The 17,834-nt window shown below is 68.6% G+C and carries 15 protein-coding genes and 1 pseudogene; 7 read left to right on the top strand and 9 right to left on the bottom strand.

All coding sequences use genetic code 11. The annotated features are described in order from the left end of the window. A partial coding sequence (locus ABE546_RS04615) for a hypothetical protein (RefSeq protein ID WP_346462815.1) occupies nt 1–375 on the top strand: 375 nt, incomplete at its 5' end. A gap of 32 nt (nt 376–407) precedes the next feature. Then, nucleotides 408–1,598 carry a benzoate/H(+) symporter BenE family transporter gene (locus ABE546_RS04610; protein ID WP_346462814.1) on the top strand — a complete coding sequence of 397 codons (1,191 nt, stop codon included), beginning with the start codon at nt 408–410 and terminating at the stop codon, nt 1,596–1,598. 4 nt (nt 1,599–1,602) lie between these two features. On the opposite strand, the gene ABE546_RS04605 is transcribed toward ABE546_RS04610, so the two are convergent. From ABE546_RS04605 to ABE546_RS04585, 5 genes are all read right to left on the bottom strand, one after another. Continuing rightward, nucleotides 1,603–2,178 carry a DUF2628 domain-containing protein gene (locus tag ABE546_RS04605; protein ID WP_313219788.1) on the bottom strand — a complete coding sequence of 192 codons (576 nt, stop codon included), beginning with the start codon at nt 2,176–2,178 and terminating at the stop codon, nt 1,603–1,605. Continuing rightward, a complete protein-coding gene (locus ABE546_RS04600) occupies nt 2,175–4,343 on the bottom strand; it encodes a lytic murein transglycosylase (RefSeq protein ID WP_346462813.1) in 2,169 nt (722 codons plus the stop codon). The genes ABE546_RS04605 and ABE546_RS04600 overlap by 4 nt, the downstream gene beginning before the upstream one ends. Nucleotides 4,344–4,397: 54 nt before the next feature. Beyond that, nucleotides 4,398–5,372 (bottom strand): L-histidine N(alpha)-methyltransferase, encoded by a 975-nt coding sequence (gene egtD, locus ABE546_RS04595; RefSeq protein ID WP_346462812.1) that lies wholly within the window; start codon nt 5,370–5,372, stop codon nt 4,398–4,400. Next, nucleotides 5,369–6,655 carry an ergothioneine biosynthesis protein EgtB gene (gene egtB, locus ABE546_RS04590; protein WP_313211301.1) on the bottom strand — a complete coding sequence of 429 codons (1,287 nt, stop codon included), beginning with the start codon at nt 6,653–6,655 and terminating at the stop codon, nt 5,369–5,371. The genes egtD and egtB overlap by 4 nt, the downstream gene beginning before the upstream one ends. Before the next feature lie 67 nt (nt 6,656–6,722). Further along, nucleotides 6,723–7,115, bottom strand: coding sequence for a YchJ family metal-binding protein (locus ABE546_RS04585; RefSeq protein WP_313219792.1), 393 nt, complete (start codon nt 7,113–7,115; stop codon nt 6,723–6,725). A 62-nt stretch (nt 7,116–7,177) separates the two neighbouring features. Here ABE546_RS04585 and ABE546_RS04580 point away from each other — a divergent pair, with 62 nt between their 5' ends. After that, entirely contained in the window at nt 7,178–7,954 is a 777-nt protein-coding gene (locus tag ABE546_RS04580) for a TSUP family transporter (RefSeq protein WP_070474219.1), read from the top strand. Nucleotides 7,955–7,991: 37 nt separating this feature from the next. On the opposite strand, the gene ABE546_RS04575 is transcribed toward ABE546_RS04580, so the two are convergent. The 4 genes and pseudogenes from ABE546_RS04575 to folE form a co-directional block, all read right to left on the bottom strand. Then, nucleotides 7,992–11,612 carry an SbcC/MukB-like Walker B domain-containing protein gene (locus ABE546_RS04575; protein ID WP_346462811.1) on the bottom strand — a complete coding sequence of 1,207 codons (3,621 nt, stop codon included), beginning with the start codon at nt 11,610–11,612 and terminating at the stop codon, nt 7,992–7,994. A gap of 46 nt (nt 11,613–11,658) precedes the next feature. Continuing rightward, nucleotides 11,659–12,258, bottom strand: a pseudogene (locus ABE546_RS04570) (DUF4194 domain-containing protein); the annotation flags it as partial. 88 nt (nt 12,259–12,346) lie between these two features. Next, entirely contained in the window at nt 12,347–13,816 is a 1,470-nt protein-coding gene (locus ABE546_RS04565) for a DUF3375 domain-containing protein (protein ID WP_346462810.1), read from the bottom strand. A 127-nt stretch (nt 13,817–13,943) separates the two neighbouring features. Further along, a complete protein-coding gene (gene folE, locus ABE546_RS04560) occupies nt 13,944–14,546 on the bottom strand; it encodes a GTP cyclohydrolase I FolE (protein WP_019183982.1) in 603 nt (200 codons plus the stop codon). Between the two features lie 159 nt (nt 14,547–14,705). Here folE and ABE546_RS04555 point away from each other — a divergent pair, with 159 nt between their 5' ends. The 4 genes from ABE546_RS04555 to ABE546_RS04540 all read left to right on the top strand — a co-directional run bounded on the left by ABE546_RS04555 (nt 14,706) and on the right by ABE546_RS04540 (nt 17,831). Beyond that, nucleotides 14,706–15,161, top strand: a complete 456-nt coding sequence (locus tag ABE546_RS04555; protein ID WP_313211297.1) for a MarR family transcriptional regulator — start codon at nt 14,706–14,708, stop codon at nt 15,159–15,161. 101 nt (nt 15,162–15,262) lie between these two features. After that, on the top strand, nt 15,263–15,472 hold the full coding sequence (locus tag ABE546_RS04550) for a DUF1656 domain-containing protein (protein WP_019183984.1): 210 nt from the start codon (nt 15,263–15,265) through the stop codon (nt 15,470–15,472). Beyond that, nucleotides 15,469–16,377, top strand: a complete 909-nt coding sequence (locus tag ABE546_RS04545; protein ID WP_313211296.1) for an HlyD family secretion protein — start codon at nt 15,469–15,471, stop codon at nt 16,375–16,377. Before ABE546_RS04550 ends, ABE546_RS04545 begins: the two co-directional genes overlap by 4 nt. Further along, complete coding sequence (locus ABE546_RS04540) at nt 16,374–17,831, top strand: efflux transporter outer membrane subunit (protein WP_313219794.1); 1,458 nt, start codon at nt 16,374–16,376, stop codon at nt 17,829–17,831. Before ABE546_RS04545 ends, ABE546_RS04540 begins: the two co-directional genes overlap by 4 nt. Nucleotides 17,832–17,834: the final 3 nt, after the last annotated feature.

Here is a 17,834-nt window from a genome sequence, read left to right as displayed (position 1 = left end):
TCGTTGCGAGCCGCCCATTGTAGACCGGCTTATCTGCTTCGTCAACACCTTTTTTCAAGGCCGTTTCACCGAAGTGAACCGTTGTTGCCGATGCCGCTTCGTCGTTCGCCTCAGAGGCTTTCGTCGTTGCGAGCCGCCTATTATGTCAGGCTTTTCGTTTCCGTCAACACCTTCTTTCGAAGCTTGTTGCCGTCGCTGCGGGTGGGTGTTCACCGGGGTGAAGACCGCGTCGCAGCGAGGGAGCGAATACTAAAGACTTCTGAAAATTCGTCAAGCGTTTTCGTCGATCTTTTTCATCAACGCGTCATCCATACGTGCTGCTCATCAACAAGCGCGGCAGCACGCGCGTTGCGCGTGCTGCCGCTGGCTTGCTAACAATGCATCTCTAGTCATCAGGAATGCATGCGATGTCCGCGGTAGGCAAACGTTCGTTGTGGCGCGATCTCTCCCTGCCTGCGGTGATGGCGGGCTTCATTACGGTACTGGTGGGCTTCGCCAGTTCGGCGGTGATCGTGTTCCAGGCCGCACGCGCGGTAGGCGCCGACCAGGCGCAGATCGCCTCGTGGATGTGGGCGTTGGGCCTTGGCATGGGCGTGACCTGTATTGGTCTGTCACTGCGCTATCGGATGCCGGTCGTCACTGCATGGTCCACGCCGGGTGCGGCCATGCTCGTGGTGGGTGCGGGCGCGGCCGGCTACAGCGATGCAATCGGTGCGTTTGTTCTGGCTGCCGTGCTCGGGATGCTTGCCGGCTTCTCGGGGATCTTCGCGAAGCTGATGAAGCGTGTGCCGATGGCGCTGGCCGCGGGCATGCTTGCTGGCGTCTTGCTGCGCTTCGGGCTGGATGTGTTCGTCTCGATGGGCACCCAGCTGGGCATGGCACTGGCGATGTTCGCCACCTGGCTGATCGGGCGACGGCTGTTCCCGCGCTATGCGGTGATCGCCACCCTGCTTGTCGGTGTCATGGTGGCGGCCGGTCAGGGCCTGCTTCATATGCAGGACGTGCGGCTGGAACTGGCCACGCCGGTATTCACCTGGCCAACGCTGTCGTGGTCGGCGGTGTTCGGCATCGCCCTGCCCCTGTTCGTGGTCACCATGGCCTCGCAGAACATCCCGGGCGTAGCGGTGATCCGTGCCTCCGGCTACGACACACCGGTATCGCCGGTGATCGGCTGGATCGGGGTGGTCAACACGCTGCTCGCCCCGTTTGGCGCCTATGGGCTCAACCTGGCCGCGATCACCGCCGCGATCTGCATGGGCCGTGAGGCACACGAGGATCCGGCCCGCCGTTATACCGCCGCGGTGGCCGCGGGCGCCTTCTATATCGTGGTGGGCCTGTTCGGGGCGACGGTGGCGGCCGTGTTCGCCGCCTTCCCCAAGGAACTGGTGGCCTGCGTGGCCGGCATCGCACTGTTGGGCACCATCGCCAACAGCCTGGCGACGGCCCTGCGTGAGGAGGCCGATCGCGAAGCGGCGCTGGTGACCTTCCTGGTCACCGCCTCGGGCCTGTCGCTGGCCGGGATCGGCTCGGCGTTCTGGGGGTTGGTCGCCGGCGGCATCTGCCTGGCAGCACTGCGACCGCGTCCGGTCGCCCGCTGACGCCTCACGCGCCTTCGAAGATACGCAGTACGACGAACAGTGCCAGGCCCAGGCCCAGGGCAAGCCGGCTGGTACCCCCGCGGCGTACCAGTTCGGCGTTGATCCGCTCCGGCTGCCCGGTAAAACGGGCCTGCGCCCGCGCCACCATGCGGCGGCAATGCCAGCGGTACAGCGCATTGCCGAAGATGCCCAGCGAGAGCCGCACACCCAGCGATAACACGACGCCGCCCACCGCCAGGTCCAGCAGGACCATCGCCATGCCAATGGCGAAATCGGCCATGAGCACCGCGAATGCCACCAGGTACATACGCCGGTACATGAGCCAGTGGAAGCCAAACAGGACGGCCGGCCAGTGCCACGGGCGCGGCCAGCGGCCACCGGCCTCATCGAGATGCCAGCGACGGGCATACAACGCGAAGTTGTCGCCCACCGCCTTCGCCAGCAGCGGATGGCGGTCATGCACCGCCACGGCCGCATCGATCTGGGCGTCGATCATGGCCTCGTGCAGGGCGGTGCTGGGCGCGCGATAAGGATCCTCGGCCGTCTCGTCCGGCCGGGCCGGGGACGGAACCGTACTCATAGCGGGCGAACCGCCAGCGTCTGCTGCAGCACGTGCTGCGCACCCGGTGCCAGGGTCACCACATCCGGGCCGGCATTGGCCGCTTCCAGGCACACATAGTTGCGCCAGCCGGCCCCGACATCGGCCATCTTGCTGGCGCCGGCCTCGCCCGGGTTCCAGGCGACCAGCGAGCGGCTGCCGGTGGTGGTGATCTCGATGCGGCGCTTCAGGCCCGGGTCCTTGAGCACGTAGCGGCCGCCGGCCTGCGTATAGATGCGGTCGCTGCGGCCGGGATCGCGCGGGTCGCGCAGGTTCCAGTCGCCCTGCTGCTGGCGCGGGGTCGCGTAATTCTCGAACTTGTCCAGGTAGGACAGGCCATCCAGGCCCTCCACGCTGACCTGCATCGCATCGGTGACATGGAAGTAGTTGTGCAGGGCCTGGGTGAAGGCGACCGGCTGGCGGCCGGTGTTTTCGGTGATCAGGCGCTGTTCCAGGGTCCGGCCGATGCGCAGCTCCATGCGCAGGCGCAGGTCCAGGTTCTCCAGCACCGGCGGCGCCAGGGTCAGCACCATGGTGCCGTCGGCCTCTCGACGGGCCTGCTGCAGGGTCCATGGCACGTTGCGGACGAAGCCATGCGAGGGCACGTCATTGCCCTGCCCCTGGCGGCCGAAGTACGGCCAGCACACGGGGCTGCCCCCGCGGATCGGGGTCGGCAGCGGCTGGGCGCTCGGCGAGAGCCACATGACGTCCTGCCCGCCCTTGGGCACATAGGACAGGAGCTGGCCACCGAACACGCTGATCGCGGCGGTGGCGAACGGGGTCTGGACCGTCCACGCGGGGAAGCCCTGGATGTCGGCCAGGCTCAGGCCAGGCACCTTGGGCAGGGCAGCGCGCGGCGCGGCCGGGGACTGGACATACTGGGCGTGATTGGGCGGCAGGGTGAACACGGTGGATGCGGGCATGGTCGGTGTGGAAGAAGGAGGAGCACCGCGCAGGGCGGTGAGAATGCGCTGGCCGGCACGGCCATCGGCGGGGGTCCAGCCCAGGCGCTGCTGCTCGGCCTGGATGGCGCGGCGGGTCGCGGTACCGATCATGCCGTCGGCCGTACCGATATCGTGGCCGCGGGCCAGCAACAGGGTCTGCAGCTCTCGACGTTCGGTACGGCCGATGCCGGGATCGTCGGTCGGCCAGGCGGCGACGATACCCGGACCACCCCGCAGGCGATCGGCCAGGGTGGCGATCGCCAGGGCGTAGCTCTCGGCGGCGTTGTAGGCGTAGATCGCGTCGTAGTTGCGGAACACCAGCCACGCCGGGCCCTTGGCACCGGTCGGGAGTAGCAGTGCCGCGTTGCTGTCGGCCGGGAGCCCGGCGGGCGCCAGAGCACCACCGGCCACCGGGACGATGCCCAGCGCGCGCCAGTCGGCCAGTGGCTTGCGCTGGGTACGCCCGGCCACGCTGGCGTTGAAGCCAGCGGGAATCTTTACTTCGATGCCCCATGGCTGCCCGGTTCGCCAGCCCGCCTTCTTGAGGTAGTTGGCGGTGGAGGCCAGCGCATCGGGAATCGAGGCGACCAGATCGCGGCGACCATCGCCGTCGCCATCCACCGCGATGCGCGCATAGGTGGAGGGCATGAACTGGGTGTGGCCGAAGGCGCCGGCCCACGAGCCGGTCAGGCCCTCGGCGCGCAGGTCGCCGGCATCGATCAGCTTGAGCAGGGCCAGCAGTTCACCGCGGAAGAAGGGCTGGCGGCGGCCTTCGCAGGAGAGCGTGGCCAACGACTGCAGCAGCGGGCGCTTGCCGAACACGCGGCCGTAATCGCTCTCTACGCCCCACACCGCGACAATGGTGGCGGCATCGACACCGTACTCGGCCGAAACACGGGCCAGCAGATCACGGTGCTCGATCAGACGGGAGCGCCCGTCATCAACGCGCTGGGTATCCACCAGCGCGGCCAGGTAATCCCACAACGGAGTGGTGAACTCCGGCTGTGCATCCAGCAGCGGCAACACGCTGGGGTCGGGGGTCAGCCCGGCGGTGAGCACCTCGAAGCGCTCGGCGCTGATGCCCTGCTTGCCGGCCTGCGCCTTCAGCGTGACCAGGCAGGTGGCGAATGCGTCCGGCGCGGCGACCGCGATCGACGGTGCGCCGAGCCACAGCCCGGCCAACAACAGGGGCGACCATCGCATTGGCGGAATCCTTGCAGCCAGTGGACCTGCATCATAGCGGCAATGCCGCGCAGGTCAGGCCGGCTGCAGCAGACGCAGGCCGAAGGCGGGATCGGTGGCGTTCCAGTGGGCGGTCACGCGCAGGCCGGCGGCGGCGGCCATCGCGGCGAACACCGCATCGGTGTACTTGTGACTGTACTCGACGGTCATCGCCTCGCCTTCGGCGAAGTCGAAGCTCTGCCCCCCCACCTGCACGCGCTGGTCGCGCTGGCTGACCAGCTCGGTTTCGATGCGCAGCCGCGGCACGCTGTAGCGGGCACGATGGCGGAAGCCGTCCAGATCGAAATCGCTGCCGATGTCGCGGTTGAGCCGACGCAGCAGATTGAGGGTGAACTCGGCGGTGACCCCGGCGGCATCGTTGTACGCCGCTTCGATCAACGCCGCGTCCTTGTGCAGGTCGATGCCGATCAGGGCCATGCCATCCGGGCCCATGGTCTGGCGCATCGCCTTCAACAGGGCGACGGCGTCGTCGTGGGCGAAGTTGCCCAAGGTCGAGCCAGGGAAGAACACCAGGTGGCGGGCCGGCTCGCGCTGCGGCGATGGCAACTGCACCGGCTGGGTGAAATCCGCGCAGACCGGCAGCATTTCGATGTCCGGCAGCGAGGGGGCCAGCCGGGTGATGCTGTCCAGCAGCGCGGCGCGGGAGATTTCGATCGGGGTGTAAGCGACCGGGTCCCGCAGCGCATGCAGCAGCAGTTCGGTCTTGCGCCCGCTGCCACTGCCCAGCTCGACCACATGCAGGCGCGGGCCGACCACCTTGGCGATGTCACGCGCGCAGTCCTGCAGCAGCTGCAGCTCGGTGCGGGTCGGGTAGTACTCCGGCTGCTGGGTGATCTGCTCGAACAGCGCCGAGCCCTGCGCATCGTAGAAGTACTTGGAGGGCAGCTGCCGCGGCGTGGTGGACAGACCACGCAGGATGTCGGCGGTGATCTGGTCCCGATCCGGCTGCAGATCGGTCAACGCTTGGAGTGCATCACGGACCGAACTCATGCGGCATCCCGGGCCAGGCGCAGGCCGGCGAACTGCCACCGGGCCGACGGCGCGAAGAAATTGCGGTAGCTGGCGCGCAGGTGATCGGCCGGGGTGGCGCAGCTGCCTCCGCGCAGCACCCACTGCCCGCACATGAATTTGCCGTTGTACTCACCGAGGTTGCCCGGGAAGGTGCGGAAGCCGGGATACGGCCCGTAGGCGCTGCTGGTCCATTCCCAGACATCGCCAAACAGCTGGACGAGATCGCCTTCTTCCGCCGCCCCGCCCGGGTGGAGGTGATCGGTATCGGCGAAGCGACCCCGCAGCGGCCGGCCGGCGGTGGCGGCCTCCCATTCGAATTCGGTGGGCAGCCTGGCGTCCTGCCAGCGTGCGTAGGCGTCGGCTTCGAAGTAACTGAGATGGCAGACCGGTGCGTGGGGGTCGAGCGCACGCCAGCCGCCGAGGGTGAACTCCCGCTCCAGCGCGTCATCCCAATAGAGTGGATGCTCCCAGTGCTGCTCCTGACACAGGGTCCAGCCTTCGCTCATCCACCAACGCGGCTCGCGGTAGCCACCGGCCTGCACGAACTGGCGGTACTCCTCGTTGCTGACCGGGCGGTTGGCCAGCGCATGCGCGGGCACCAATACGCGGTGGACCGGCGATTCGTTGTCATAGGCGAACGTGGGGCGGGTGGGCCAGACCGGCGCGCCGATCTCCACGATCTGTTCGGGACTGCTGAGCCACTGCAGCGGCAGCGCACGGGCCGGCGCCACGACAAGATCCTCGCGGTAGGCCGGCTGCAGCGGGTTGGACCAGAACGCGTGCTTGATATCGGTCAGCAGGAGTTCCTGGTGCTGCTGCTCATGGTGCAGGCCGAGCAGCAGCTGCTGCTGGGCCTGCTCACTCAGGCTGCCGGCCTGCAGCGCAGCGATCACGCGCTGGTCGATCTCGGCGCGGAAATGCAGCACTTCATCCAGCGAGGGCCGCGAGAGCAGACCGCGCTGGGGGCGCGCATGGGCCGGGCCGATGCTCTGGTAGTAGCTGTTGAACAGGTAATGCCAGTCCGCATCGACCGGTGCGTAGCCGGGCCGGGTGGCCAGCACGAAGCGCTCGAAGAACCACGTGGTGTGGGCCAGGTGCCATTTGGCCGGACTGGCGTCGGCCATGCTCTGCACCATGGCGTCTTCCGCACTGAGGGGGGCGGCCAGCGCGACCGTGCGGGCGCGCACGCTGGCGTAGCGGGCGGCCAGCGACGTCGGCGGGGCGGCAGTATGCGGAGGTGCGGCAGCAACGGCGGTAGTCATCGCGATCAGGATCGGCCAGCCGGGGTGAGCGCCACGTCATGGCACGGCATGGATCGGGTGACAACGCTCAGAATGCGTCGAGATAGAACCAGCGGCCGTCTTCGCGGACGAAGCGACTGTGTTCGAGCATTTTCACCGCACTGCCGCCGCCGACCTTGTAGCGCGCGGTGAAACGGACCTGGGCGTGGTCGGCATCTGAGCGGGTATGTGCGTGGATCGTCAGCCCCAGCCACTGCGTGCGCTGGCCGGGTGCTTCGTCCAGCGACAGCTCGGCCGGGCGCGTGGACGGGTGCCAGCTGGCCAGCAGGTACCCGGCCAGGTGGCGCACGTAGGCGCTGTAGCGCGAGCGCATCAGCGCTTCGGCATCCGGCGCGGGTGTGCCGGCGTGGTAGCGGCCGCAGCAGGCGGCGTAGGCCAGTGGGCGGCCGCAGGGACAGGGGTCGGAGATGGCGGTGGTCATGGGGGTATTGTCGCGCGATGACCGGGCGTATGCTGGCGCGCCTTCTGCCGCGATGTGCTGCCGTGCTTGAGCTGGTTCCCCCTGAGCTGTTGTGGTTGGTGGCGATCGCCTTCATCGCCGGCCTGGTCGATGCCGCCGTCGGCGGCGGTGGGCTGGTGCAGTTGCCCGGGTTGTTCACCGTCTTGCCGCAGCACACGCCGGCGATGCTGTTCGGCACCAACAAGTTCAGCTCGATGTTCGGCACGGCGGCTGCCGCATTCCGCTACGCGCGCAATGTGCGCTTCCCGTGGCGGCCGGTACTGTTCGCGGCGGGCACGGCGTTTGTGTTCTCGTTTGCCGGGGCCACGGCGGTCAGCCTGCTGCCCAAGGACGCGGTACGCCCGCTGGTGCTGGTGCTGCTGGTGGCGATGCTCGGCTACACGCTGTGGAAGAAGGACTTCGGTGCCCTGCACCGCCCGCGCGAGATCGGCCGCAAGGAACTGGTGACCGCGTTGGCGATCGGTGCGGTGATCGGGTTTTACGACGGCTTCTTCGGGCCCGGCACCGGCAGCTTCCTGATCTTCCTGTTCGTGCGCTTCTTCGGGCTGGACTTCCTGCGTGCGTCGGCCGCCTCCAAGGTGGTGAACCTGGCGACCAACGTGGCGGCGATCTCCTTCTTCGTGCCGACCGGCAACATCCTGTGGCTGTTCGCACTGCCGATGGCCGCGGCCAACATCATCGGCTCGGTGGTCGGCACGCGGATGGCGCTGCGCGGTGGCACGCCCTTCATCCGCAAGCTGTTCGTCGGCCTGGTGGTGGTGCTGATCGCCCGGATGGGCTGGGACACCTTCGCCGGTTAGCAGGACGGGCCAGCCCTGGGGCTGACCCGTCGGTTGCTCAGCGCTTGGGCTTGGCGGGCTTCTTTGCGGGCGCCTCGGGCGCGGCCTTGGTGGCCGTCTTCTTTGCCGCTTTCTTTGCCGGCACCTGGGGCACAGCCTTCTTTGGGCGGGATGCCGACGCCGCTGCCGGCGCCGCCACGACCTCGGCCTCGACGTGGGCGTCCTCGTCGATCGAGGCCGCCATCACTTCAGTGGCCATCGCCTCGGGGGCATCCACTACGGCAGGCGGGGCAATCACGGCCGGTGCCGGTGCCGCCGTCGTCTCGCCGGCGCGGGCACGCTCGGGCAGCTTCAGGCGCTTGCCTTCGTCGTCGTACTCGATCAACAGGACGCCGGAGTCGTGGCGACCGCTGATCTCCACGAAGCAGGCACCGCCGATGAACGGCTCCAGCGTCATCACCGACTTCAGCGGGGTGGCCACGACCATCTGGAACCCGAAGTTGTCGAAGATGTTCATCGCCAACGCGGTGAACTCGTTGTCGGCCTTGTCGAAGGCTTCATCGAGCACCACCGCCGCGTAGCTGGGCAGCTGGCCGTCGGCGCCACCGAGCTGGTAGCGCAGCGCGGCCGCCAGGCAGGTGGTGGCCAGCTTCTGGCGCTGACCGCCGGACTTGCCCGCACCGCTGCGGTAGATCTCGACCTGCTGGCGGGTGGCGGCGTCGAGCTCGACGCCGACGAATTCCACATGCAGGCGCACGTCCAGCACCAGCTCGCGCCAGCGCTTGTCCTCGCCTTCCTGCGAGCCGAGCTTGGCGACCAGCTCACGCAGCACCGCGAACTGCGCTTCGGCCAGTTCGCGCTGCTCGGTCTGCTGCTGGGACAGCACGTCACGCAGGCGCTGGTGGAAATCCAGTACCTCGGGCAGGCGGCGGTCGGTGAGTTCGATGGTCAGCAGGGTGCCGCGATTGAACGGTACCTGCTCCAGCGAGGCATTGACCTCGTCCAGGCGCTGGGCGATCGACTTGCGCGCCTCGGCCGTGTGCCGCTGCAGGGCCAACAGGTTGTTCTTGCTCTGGCTCTGCAGCAGATCGAAGAAGCGTGCCTCGTGCTGCGGCAGGCCATCGTTCTCCAGCCGTTGCAGGCGGGCCAGGAAATCTTCGGCGCTGGACAGGCTGACGGTGAAGTCGCCGCTGTCTTCCGGCCAGGCCTGGCAGTAGCGGCGGAAGCAGCCGAGCAGCAGGTTTTCCAGCCGGTTGTGTTCGGCCTGGGCACCGCCGAGCTGTTCGTTGAGGGTGTTGCTGATCTGCCGGAAGTGGGCTTCCAGGTTCTCCAGGCTGAGCACGCCGAGCGCCTTCAGGCGTTCGTCCAGGCCCTGCTGCTGCAGCGGCGTGACCACGCGCTTGGCCAGCGGCGCGCACTGCTCGTGCAGGCGTTCCAGGCGTTCGTGTTCACGGCCGAGCTGGCCGCGCTCCACGCGTACGTCTTCATAGGTGCGCTTGGCCTGGGCCACATCGGCCCGGGTCTTCTCCATCTGTTCGCCCAGCCTGCGCAGATCGGCATTGCCTTCGCGCAGGTCGTGCAGGGCCTGGGCGATGTCGTCCAGGCGCTGCAGCGGTGCGGCCACATCAATCTCGTCCCAGCCCAGCGTGCACAGCTGATGGCAGGCCAGTCGGGCCTTGCCGTCCTGTTCGCGCTGCGCACGCAGGCCGGCCACGTCGCTGTCGCAGGCAGCGATGCGCTGGGCCAGTTCAATCGCTTCGCGCTCGTACAGATCCAGCTTGTCGCGGTTGTTGAAGCCGAGCAGCCAGCGGCGGCGGTCGCTGATGTTGTGGCGATCGTCCTTCTCGAAGCGCTCGCCCGGGTGCTTGACCTGGCCTTCCTTGGTGATGCCGCGGTCGGTATCGCGCAGATGGCGTGCATCCACGCACTCGTAGTCGAAGCGCTTGCCCAGCTCGCGGCGCAGCCAGCCGGCATAGCCGTGCTCGCGCAGCACCAGCTTGTGCAGCAGCGAACGTGCGCCCGGCTCGCGGCCATGCAGTGCATCGTCGTTGCGGCGCACCCGGTAATAGACCAGGCGGGTCCCGAGGTGGGTCTGGTTGATCCACGCCGAGACCTCGGCGTGGTGGCGCTCATCGACCAGCAGCGACTGCGCGAAGCCGTGCAGCACGCGCTCGATGGCGCCCTGCCATGCGGCGTCTTCGTCGCGGACCTGCAGCAGTTCGCCCACGAACGGCAGTGCCGCCTCGGGAATGCCGGTGTCGCTGCTCAGGCGCGCGCGCAGCTGCTGCATCGGCGCGGGAATGCTGGACGGGGTGCGCTTGAGCGCCTCCAGTTCCGAACGCACCTCGGCGAAGCGGCGCTCGTCGTCGCGCTTGCCGCCCATGCGCTCGGCGATGGCTTCGTCCAGCTCGGCCGCGGCGCGCTGGCCGTTGTCGAGGCGGGCCTGCGCGCGGGCGAGCTGCTCGGCAAACCCGTGCGCGGTCTCGGCCAGGGTTTCCCCCAGTTCGCGGCTGGCGTGGTTGGCCTGGCTGCGCTTGGCCAGCCGGCGGTCGCGCTCCTGGGCGACACGGCCCTGCTCGCGCTCCAGTTCCTCGATGCGCTCGCCGCCCTGCTGGCGACGCTGCGCTTCCAGCTCGGCGAGGTGGCTTTCATGATTCTCCAGCGCGCTGCGGCGCTGGCCTTCTTCCCCGGACAGACCGCGGTCGCGGGTATCCAGTTCCAGCAGGCGTGCCTCAAGCAGGGCCAGGCGACGCTGCTCGCGCACGCCGTCGATGCCCAGCTTCATCTCGTCCAGGTCTTCGCGCTGGCGGCGCAGTGCCTGCAGATCGGCGTAGTGGCCGCGTGCGGGCAGCAGGGTTTCGACCTGGCGGCGCGCGGTGACCACGGCCTGATGGGCGCCATCGAGTTCGGCGAAATCATCGACCAGCCGCTCGGCCGCATCGAAGGTGCGCGGTGCATCGAGCATGAAGTCGCGCAGGAACACGTTCAGATCGCCGAGGTTCTTCGCCGACTGCGTCTTGTGCAGCAGGCGCAGCGCCATCTCGTTCTCGATCCCGAGCACATGGCGGAACCGTTCGGCATAGCTGGCGAAGCTGTCGAAGTGATGCACATCGCCCAGGCGCTGCTTGAGCTTGCGCAGGTCCAGGTCGAAGCCACCGAGGTCACGTGCGATGTCGAAACTGCGCTCGGCCACCATGTAGTGCTTGCGCACATCGGCCGCGGCCGCGCCGTTGCCGGCAATCCAGAACAGGCGCACCAGGCTGACGATGCGGCCGTCATTGCTGCGGTATTCCAGCACCAGGGCGGTCCAGGTAGCGCCTTTGCGCAGGTACTGGGTGGCGATTTCACCGGTGCCGCTGTCCTGCTGGTCGGCCCAGGCGCCCCGCACGTAGGAGACCAGGTTGCGGTCGCGGCCACTGCGTTCGGCTTCGCGCGCGGCGGCGTTGAAGTCGACCAGGGCCGGCGGCACCAGCAGCGCGGACATCGCATCGAGCAGGGTCGACTTGCCCGAGCCGGAGCGGCCGACGAACAGGAAGCCGCGCTCGGCGATCGGCACTTCGGTCAGGCCGGAGAAGGTGCCCCAGTTGTGGACCTGCAGGCGGCGCATGCGGAACTGCTGCGCGCGCGGGTCGGGCTGGTCGCCGGGGAACAGGGCGGGTGCGGGAATGTGGACGGTCATGGCAGGGCTAGCAATCCAGGCAGGGCAGCGGCGCGCGGGCGCGCGCTCAGGCGTCGAGGTCGGCCGGCGCTTCGCGCAGGCGGCGGTACACCTGGGCCAGGGCGGCGACATCTTCGGCGGAGAACATCAGTTTCAGTGCCGGCGAGACTTCATGACGCGCATCGTCGCCGCCGAGGCGGGTGAGGATGTGGTTGTCCTTCATCTTCTGCACGGCACTGGCGACGCGGCGGTTGAAGCCGGCGCGGTCGGTGGACAGGTGGCGCTCGTACACGGCCAGTGCTTCGGCCAGCTCGGCATCCTCGACCACCGCGCGCACGCCGCGCGCATCGGCTTCGGCCAACTGCTGGCGCAGGTGCAGCAGCAGCACCGAGTCGATGAAGGTCAGCGGCGAGGTACGCAGCAGCACCGGTGCATCGATATCTTCGGTATCGGCCTGGCGGGTGAACGCCACGCCACTCTCGCGGTCCAGCACCAGTTCCAGGAACAGGTCCGAGAGCGCCGAGCGGATCGCCGCTTCGCTGCGGATCAGCGCCGGCCACAGCTTGGCGTGACGCAGCTGGTCGATGCTCGGGCCGATCAGCAGCTGGCACAGCGCGCGGCGGCCATCGAGCGGCAGCCGGCCGGTGTCGCCCATGTAGAACACGTCATTGTTACGCCGCAGGACGGGCGTCACCACGACCGGTTCGTCGTCGTGCCCGTCTGCGCCGCCGTCGATCGGGGTGTCGGTGGATTGTTCATGCCAGCTCATGGCGTTTCTCCTGGGTGAACCAGATCAGCGGAATGCGGGCGCGACGCCATTGGCCATCGCCGCCGCGCCATTGCGCGATCTCCTGTTGATCGGTGGCGACCTCGCCGTGGCGGGTGCCAAGAGAGAGGTAGCCGATGATGCTGCCCAGCCCCTGCGGGGCCTCACGGTGCTCAAGCACCTGCGCGATCGACAGCCGCGGCTGCTCGCCGAGCAGGTCGTGCAGATCGCGGCGCAGGGTGCGGAAGTCGATTTCAGAGGCGGCCACCAGATCACCAACACTCTCCAGCGAGATCGCGGCGGTGTCGTTGCGCTGCACGCTGCCATCCACCTGCGCCTGGCGCGGGTCGTGCAGCTTCCATTGCGACAGCGAGCGCAGCCGGCTGGTGGTGAGCTGCAGGTCGCGGCCGATGCCGCGCTGCGCCGGGATGTGGTCGCGCAGGCCCAGCGCCTCGCCCTGGGCCTGCTTGAGCAGCTGGTTGAGGCGGCGCTGTTCCAGGTAGCCACGGCTCTGCACGAAGCCGCGCAGGCTGCGGGCGAAGTGCTGCAGCACATCGTGGACCTGGCCACCGCGCTCGAGCATGGTGGTGGTGAAGCCGCGCAGGAAGGTGCGCTCGTTGCGATCCAGCTTGCGGGCGAAGCCACGCGCGAGCACGGTCTCCAGCGCGGCATCGAGCTGGGCGCTCTGTTCGGCATCATTGAGCAGGCGCCAGAACGCCTCGAAGCTGCGCCCGGCGTCGCTGTCGCCGATCACGTCCACGCCTTCGAACAGCTTGGACAGCACGTCGCCGCGCTCGCCTTCGTCATCGATGATGCGTTCGCGGAATTCACGGTTGAGGCGTTCGAAGTCATCGCGCACGCGGCGGAAATCTTCGGTCAGTTCGTCGGCCAGGCCGATGATCTGGCGGGTCCGTTCCAGCGCGCGCTTGCCATCCAGCGAGGACACCTTGCCGCCGCTGACGCGGGCGATCTCGGCATCGATGCGGTCGCGCTCGTCGCGCAGCGCGGACAGGCGTGCATCCGGATTGGATTCGGTCAGCGCGGCCAGCTGCGAGAGCTGCTCGATCACCAGGGCCAGGCGGCTCTCGGTGGCGGCAGCGCGCGCCTGCTCCAGGCTGTCGGCGAAGCGGATCGCCTGCGCGGCCTGGGTGGACAGTTCGTACTGTTCCTGGTCGGCGCCGTCGGGCAAGCGGCGTTCCAGCCAGCCCTGGGCCAGCCAATGCGCGATGTAGGCCTGTGCGGTGCGCGGCAGATCGCGCGACAGCTCATCGGCCTTCAGATCATCCAGCGCGCGCTGCAGGCGTTCGTGCAGCACCGCGGTGGACAGGGTGCGCTCGTCCTGCATCAGCAGGCTCTGCAGCAGGCCGATGATCTCCGGCGCGTGATCGGCCGCCAGCAGCTTCCACTGCGATTGTTCGCGCAGGTGGCGGTAACGGGTAATGCGCTCGCGATGTTTCATTCGAGACCGGGGACAGGAAGACAGGCCGCGCGGGTCGCGGCGGCCGGGAGGGAAACGGGACGCGCACGCACCCGCAGGGCCGGGCCGAAGCCCAGCGCCTGCCGGCCGCGCGCGACAGCGCGGGGAATCAGCGCTTGCCGCCCACTTCGATGAAACGCAGGAACTCGGCGCGGGTGCGCGCGTCCTCGCGGAAGCTGCCCAGCATCTTGGAGGTGACCATGCTGACGCCGCGCTTGTGGATGCCGCGGGTGGTCATGCACTCATGCGCACCTTCCACCACCACGCCCACGCCGACCGGCTGCAGCACGTCCTGGATGCACTGGGCGATCTGCGCGGTCATCTTTTCCTGGACCTGGAAGCGGCGTGCGTACGCCTCGACCACACGGGCCAGCTTGCTGATGCCCACCACCTTGCCAGCCGGCAGATAGCCGACGTGCACGCGGCCGATGATCGGCGCCATGTGGTGTTCGCAGTGGCTTTCGTACTCGATGTCGCGCAGCACGATCAGTTCGTCGTAGCCGGCCACTTCCTCGAAGGTCCGCTCCATATAGGCGCGCGGGTCGTCGCGGTAGCCGCTGAACCAGTCGCCATAGGCTTCGGCGACGCGGCGCGGGGTATCCAGCAGGCCTTCACGGGTCGGATCTTCACCGGCCCAGCGCAGCAGGGTGCGCACCGCCGATTCGGCCTCGGCCTGGGTGACGGGGTTGGCGTCGTTGTCTTGCTTGCTCATTACATACAGCACCCGAAGGGGGGCAAGCATCGTACCCGACAGACCCCTCGGGCGTCCTGCGCCGGGGCGCCCGGGCCGTGTCCGGACAGGCAGTCATTGGGCCGCGGTTGTGCCACGGGTATTGATAGGAGACGAATTAGTAGTATCCTATCTATTCTGATGAACCGATCCCTCGACGAACGTACCCAGCTGCAGATGCAGCTCAGTTCCGGCCTGCTATACGCAGGGCGGCAGTGGCAGCGCCTGGCCGACCAGGCCCTGGGCAGCTACGGCATTTCCGCTGCCTGCACCATGCCGCTGCTGATGATCGGGCGCGCCGGCGGGGGTATCCGCCAGGTGGCGCTGGCCCACCAGCTGGGCATGGAAGGCCCTTCGCTGGTCCGCCTGCTGGACAAGCTGGCCGCCAGCGACCTGGTCCGCCGCGAATGCGATGCCAGCGACCGCCGCGCCAACCTGCTGTGGCTGACCGACAAGGGCGAGGCCCTGGTCAGCCAGCTGGAGACCCAGTTGATCGGGCTGCGCCAGGACGTGTTCGGCGCGTTGACCCTGGATGAACTGCGCACCGTGCTGAAGCTGTGGCAGCTGCTGGCCGATGCTGCCGACCGCGTGACGTAAGCCTGCTCTCCCGTTGTACGGCCCGGTGTCGTACTGCGACGGCATGACGTACGACGACCCACGGTCGTCGCCTACCTTTTTCCAGTGAACCCTCTGCCTCGATGTACGGTGAATTCAGTCTCTATGGTGTGTTCGTCCCGACCCTGCTCGGGCTGATGCTGCTTGCCTACCTGCTCAAGAGCGGGTTGCGCGTGGTCCTGCAGCGCACCGGCGCCTACCGCCACATCTGGCACCCCGCCCTGTTCAACCTGGCCGTGTACGTGATCGTGCTCGGCGGGTTGTTTTCCCTGATGCGTTGGATGCAATCGTGAACAAGATCCTCAAGCAGACATTCCCGGTCGTATTGACCGCCGTGGCCGTAGTGGCCGCCGTGCTGGTGCTGCGCCACCTGTGGGCCTATTACATGGATGAGCCGTGGACGCGCGATGCGCACGTCAGTGCCGACGTGGTCCAGGTCGCGCCGGACGTGTCCGGGCTGGTGGAGGCAGTGAAGGTGGCCGACAACCAGCCGGTCAAGCGCGGTGAGGTGCTGTTCGTGGTCGATCGCGCGCGCTATGAGATCGCGCTGGAGCAGTCCCAGGCCGCTTTGGGCGAGCGCCGCGCCACGCTGGACCAGCTGCGCCGCGAGATCGCCCGCGACCGCAGCCTGCAGGACCTGGTCGCTGCAGAAGATGCCGAAGTGCGCCGGGCCAAGCTGCTCGCCGCGCAGGCTTCGATGGCCACCGCGCAGGCGGCCGTGGATCTGGCAAAGCTCAATCTGGCCCGCACCGAAGTGCGCAGCCCCAGCGATGGCCACGTCAACGACCGCACCGTGCGTGCCGGCGACTACGTGACCGCTGGGCGGCCGGTGATGGCCGTGCTCGATACCGGCTCGTTCCGCGTGGACGGCTACTTCGAGGAAACCCGCCTGCAGGGCGTGCATGCCGGGCAGAAGGTCGACATCCGCCTGATGGGCGAAGCGCAGCCGCTGCAGGGCCACGTCCAGAGCATCGCCGCCGGCATCGAAGACCGTTACCGCAGCGAAGGCAGCAGCCTGCTGCCGAACGTGACCCCGGCCTTCGACTGGGTGCGGCTGGCCCAGCGCATCCCGGTGCGCATCCATATCGACCGCGTGCCGGCCGGCGTCAACCTGATCGCCGGGCGTACCGCCACGGTCACCATCCAGCCGGACACCGCCCCGGCCACGCCGGCGCAACCGGCACGGACGGCGCTGTGAACCGCCCGGCGCTGCACCGCATCGCCCTGGGGTTGGCCCTGACCACGCTGGCCGCGTGTCGCACGGTCGGCCCGGACTATGCGGTGCCGGCCGGGTCCGCCTTCCAGCGGCCGGAGGCGAATGCCGCCTTCCTCGAGACCGGTAACCCGCAGGTCGCCGCTGGGGCCGCGCTGCCCGCGCGCTGGTGGGAGCTGTACCAGGACGACACCCTCAATGCGCTGGTGCAGCAGGCGCTGCGCGACAACGTGGAACTGAAGGTGGCCGATGCCAACCTGCGCCGCGCCGCCGCCGTGTACGAGCAGGCGCTGGATGCCGGTGGCTTCGAGTACGAGGCCGAGGCCGGCGTGAGCCGCGCGCAGCTGTCCGCCGAATCGTTCCTGCTGGAGCACGAACTGCCGCCGATCAACCTGGCCGACGGCAAATTCGCGGTGTCCTATCAGTTCGATCTGTTCGGCAAGCTCAAGCGCGCCTCCGAGGCCGCGCATGCCGACGAGCAGGCCACCGCCGCCGCGATGGACCTGGCGCGCGTGTCGCTGGTGGCGCAGGTGGCCGGCAGCTACGTCGACATCTGCCACGCCAACCACGAGCTGCACGTGGCCGAGCACTCGCTGCAGCTGCAGCAGCGCAGCCGCGAGGTCACCCAGCGCTTGATCACGGCCGGCCGCGGCACCCCGCCGGAGCTGGCCCGCGCCAACGCCCAGGTGGCGATGCTGCAGGCCGCGCTGCCGCCGCTGCGCGCGCACCGCCAAGCCTCCGAATACCAGCTGGCCGCCCTGCTCGGCCGCACCCCGGGGCAACTGCCCGAGGGCGTGAGCGACTGCAGCCAGGCCCCGACCCTGGCGCAGGCGCTGCCGATCGGTGATGGCCGCGCGCTGCTGCAGCGCCGCCCGGACATCCGCCAGGCCGAGCGCAAACTGGCCGCCGCCACCGCGCGGATCGGGGTGGCCACCGCCGAGCTGTACCCGGACATCCGCCTCGGTGCCTCGGTGGGTGCCGCCGGCCTGCTGGAAGACTTCGGTACGCCGCTGACCCAGCAGTGGTCGATCGGCCCACTGATTTCCTGGACGCTGCCCTCTTCCGGTACGCATGCGCGCATCCACGCCACCGAAGCCGGCGCCGACGCCGCGCTGGCCGAGTTCGATCACAGCGTGCTGCAGGCCCTGCGCGAAACCCAGACCGCGCTGAGCCGCTATGCCCAGGATCTGCAGCGCCTGCAGTTCCTGCAGCAGGCCCAGCAGCAGGCCGACCTGGCCGCCAGCCAGAACCGCCGCCTCTATCAGGGCGGGCGCACGCCCTACCTGGCCAGCCTGGATGCCGACCGCAGCCTGGCCAGCGCCGATGCGACCCTGGCCGAGGCCCAGGCGCAGGTCTCGCGCGACCAGATCCAGCTGTTCCTGGTGCTCGGCGGCGGCTGGAATGCCGACGCCGTCGCCACCGGCACGGCCGCGAGGTAAGCC

The sequence above is a fragment of the Stenotrophomonas sp. TWI377 genome (genome assembly GCF_039674525.1).
Classification (GTDB): Bacteria; Pseudomonadota; Gammaproteobacteria; order Xanthomonadales; family Xanthomonadaceae; genus Stenotrophomonas.
The sequence above is the reverse complement of the archived record's forward strand: the minus strand, read 5'-3'. Positions and strand labels throughout refer to the sequence as shown.

What these genes read in the sequence shown, in the direction of transcription:
- ABE546_RS04610 (WP_346462814.1), top strand. Translation starts at nt 408, where the DNA reads ATGTCCGCGGTAGGCAAACGTTCGTTGTGGCGCGATCTCTCCCTGCCT.
- ABE546_RS04605 (WP_313219788.1), bottom strand. Translation starts at nt 2,178, where the DNA reads ATGAGTACGGTTCCGTCCCCGGCCCGGCCGGACGAGACGGCCGAGGAT.
- ABE546_RS04600 (WP_346462813.1), bottom strand. Translation starts at nt 4,343, where the DNA reads ATGCGATGGTCGCCCCTGTTGTTGGCCGGGCTGTGGCTCGGCGCACCG.
- egtD (WP_346462812.1), bottom strand. Translation starts at nt 5,372, where the DNA reads ATGAGTTCGGTCCGTGATGCACTCCAAGCGTTGACCGATCTGCAGCCG.
- egtB (WP_313211301.1), bottom strand. Translation starts at nt 6,655, where the DNA reads ATGACTACCGCCGTTGCTGCCGCACCTCCGCATACTGCCGCCCCGCCG.
- ABE546_RS04585 (WP_313219792.1), bottom strand. Translation starts at nt 7,115, where the DNA reads ATGACCACCGCCATCTCCGACCCCTGTCCCTGCGGCCGCCCACTGGCC.
- ABE546_RS04575 (WP_346462811.1), bottom strand. Translation starts at nt 11,612, where the DNA reads ATGACCGTCCACATTCCCGCACCCGCCCTGTTCCCCGGCGACCAGCCC.
- ABE546_RS04565 (WP_346462810.1), bottom strand. Translation starts at nt 13,816, where the DNA reads ATGAAACATCGCGAGCGCATTACCCGTTACCGCCACCTGCGCGAACAA.
- folE (WP_019183982.1), bottom strand. Translation starts at nt 14,546, where the DNA reads ATGAGCAAGCAAGACAACGACGCCAACCCCGTCACCCAGGCCGAGGCC.
- ABE546_RS04555 (WP_313211297.1), top strand. Translation starts at nt 14,706, where the DNA reads ATGAACCGATCCCTCGACGAACGTACCCAGCTGCAGATGCAGCTCAGT.
- ABE546_RS04550 (WP_019183984.1), top strand. Translation starts at nt 15,263, where the DNA reads ATGTACGGTGAATTCAGTCTCTATGGTGTGTTCGTCCCGACCCTGCTC.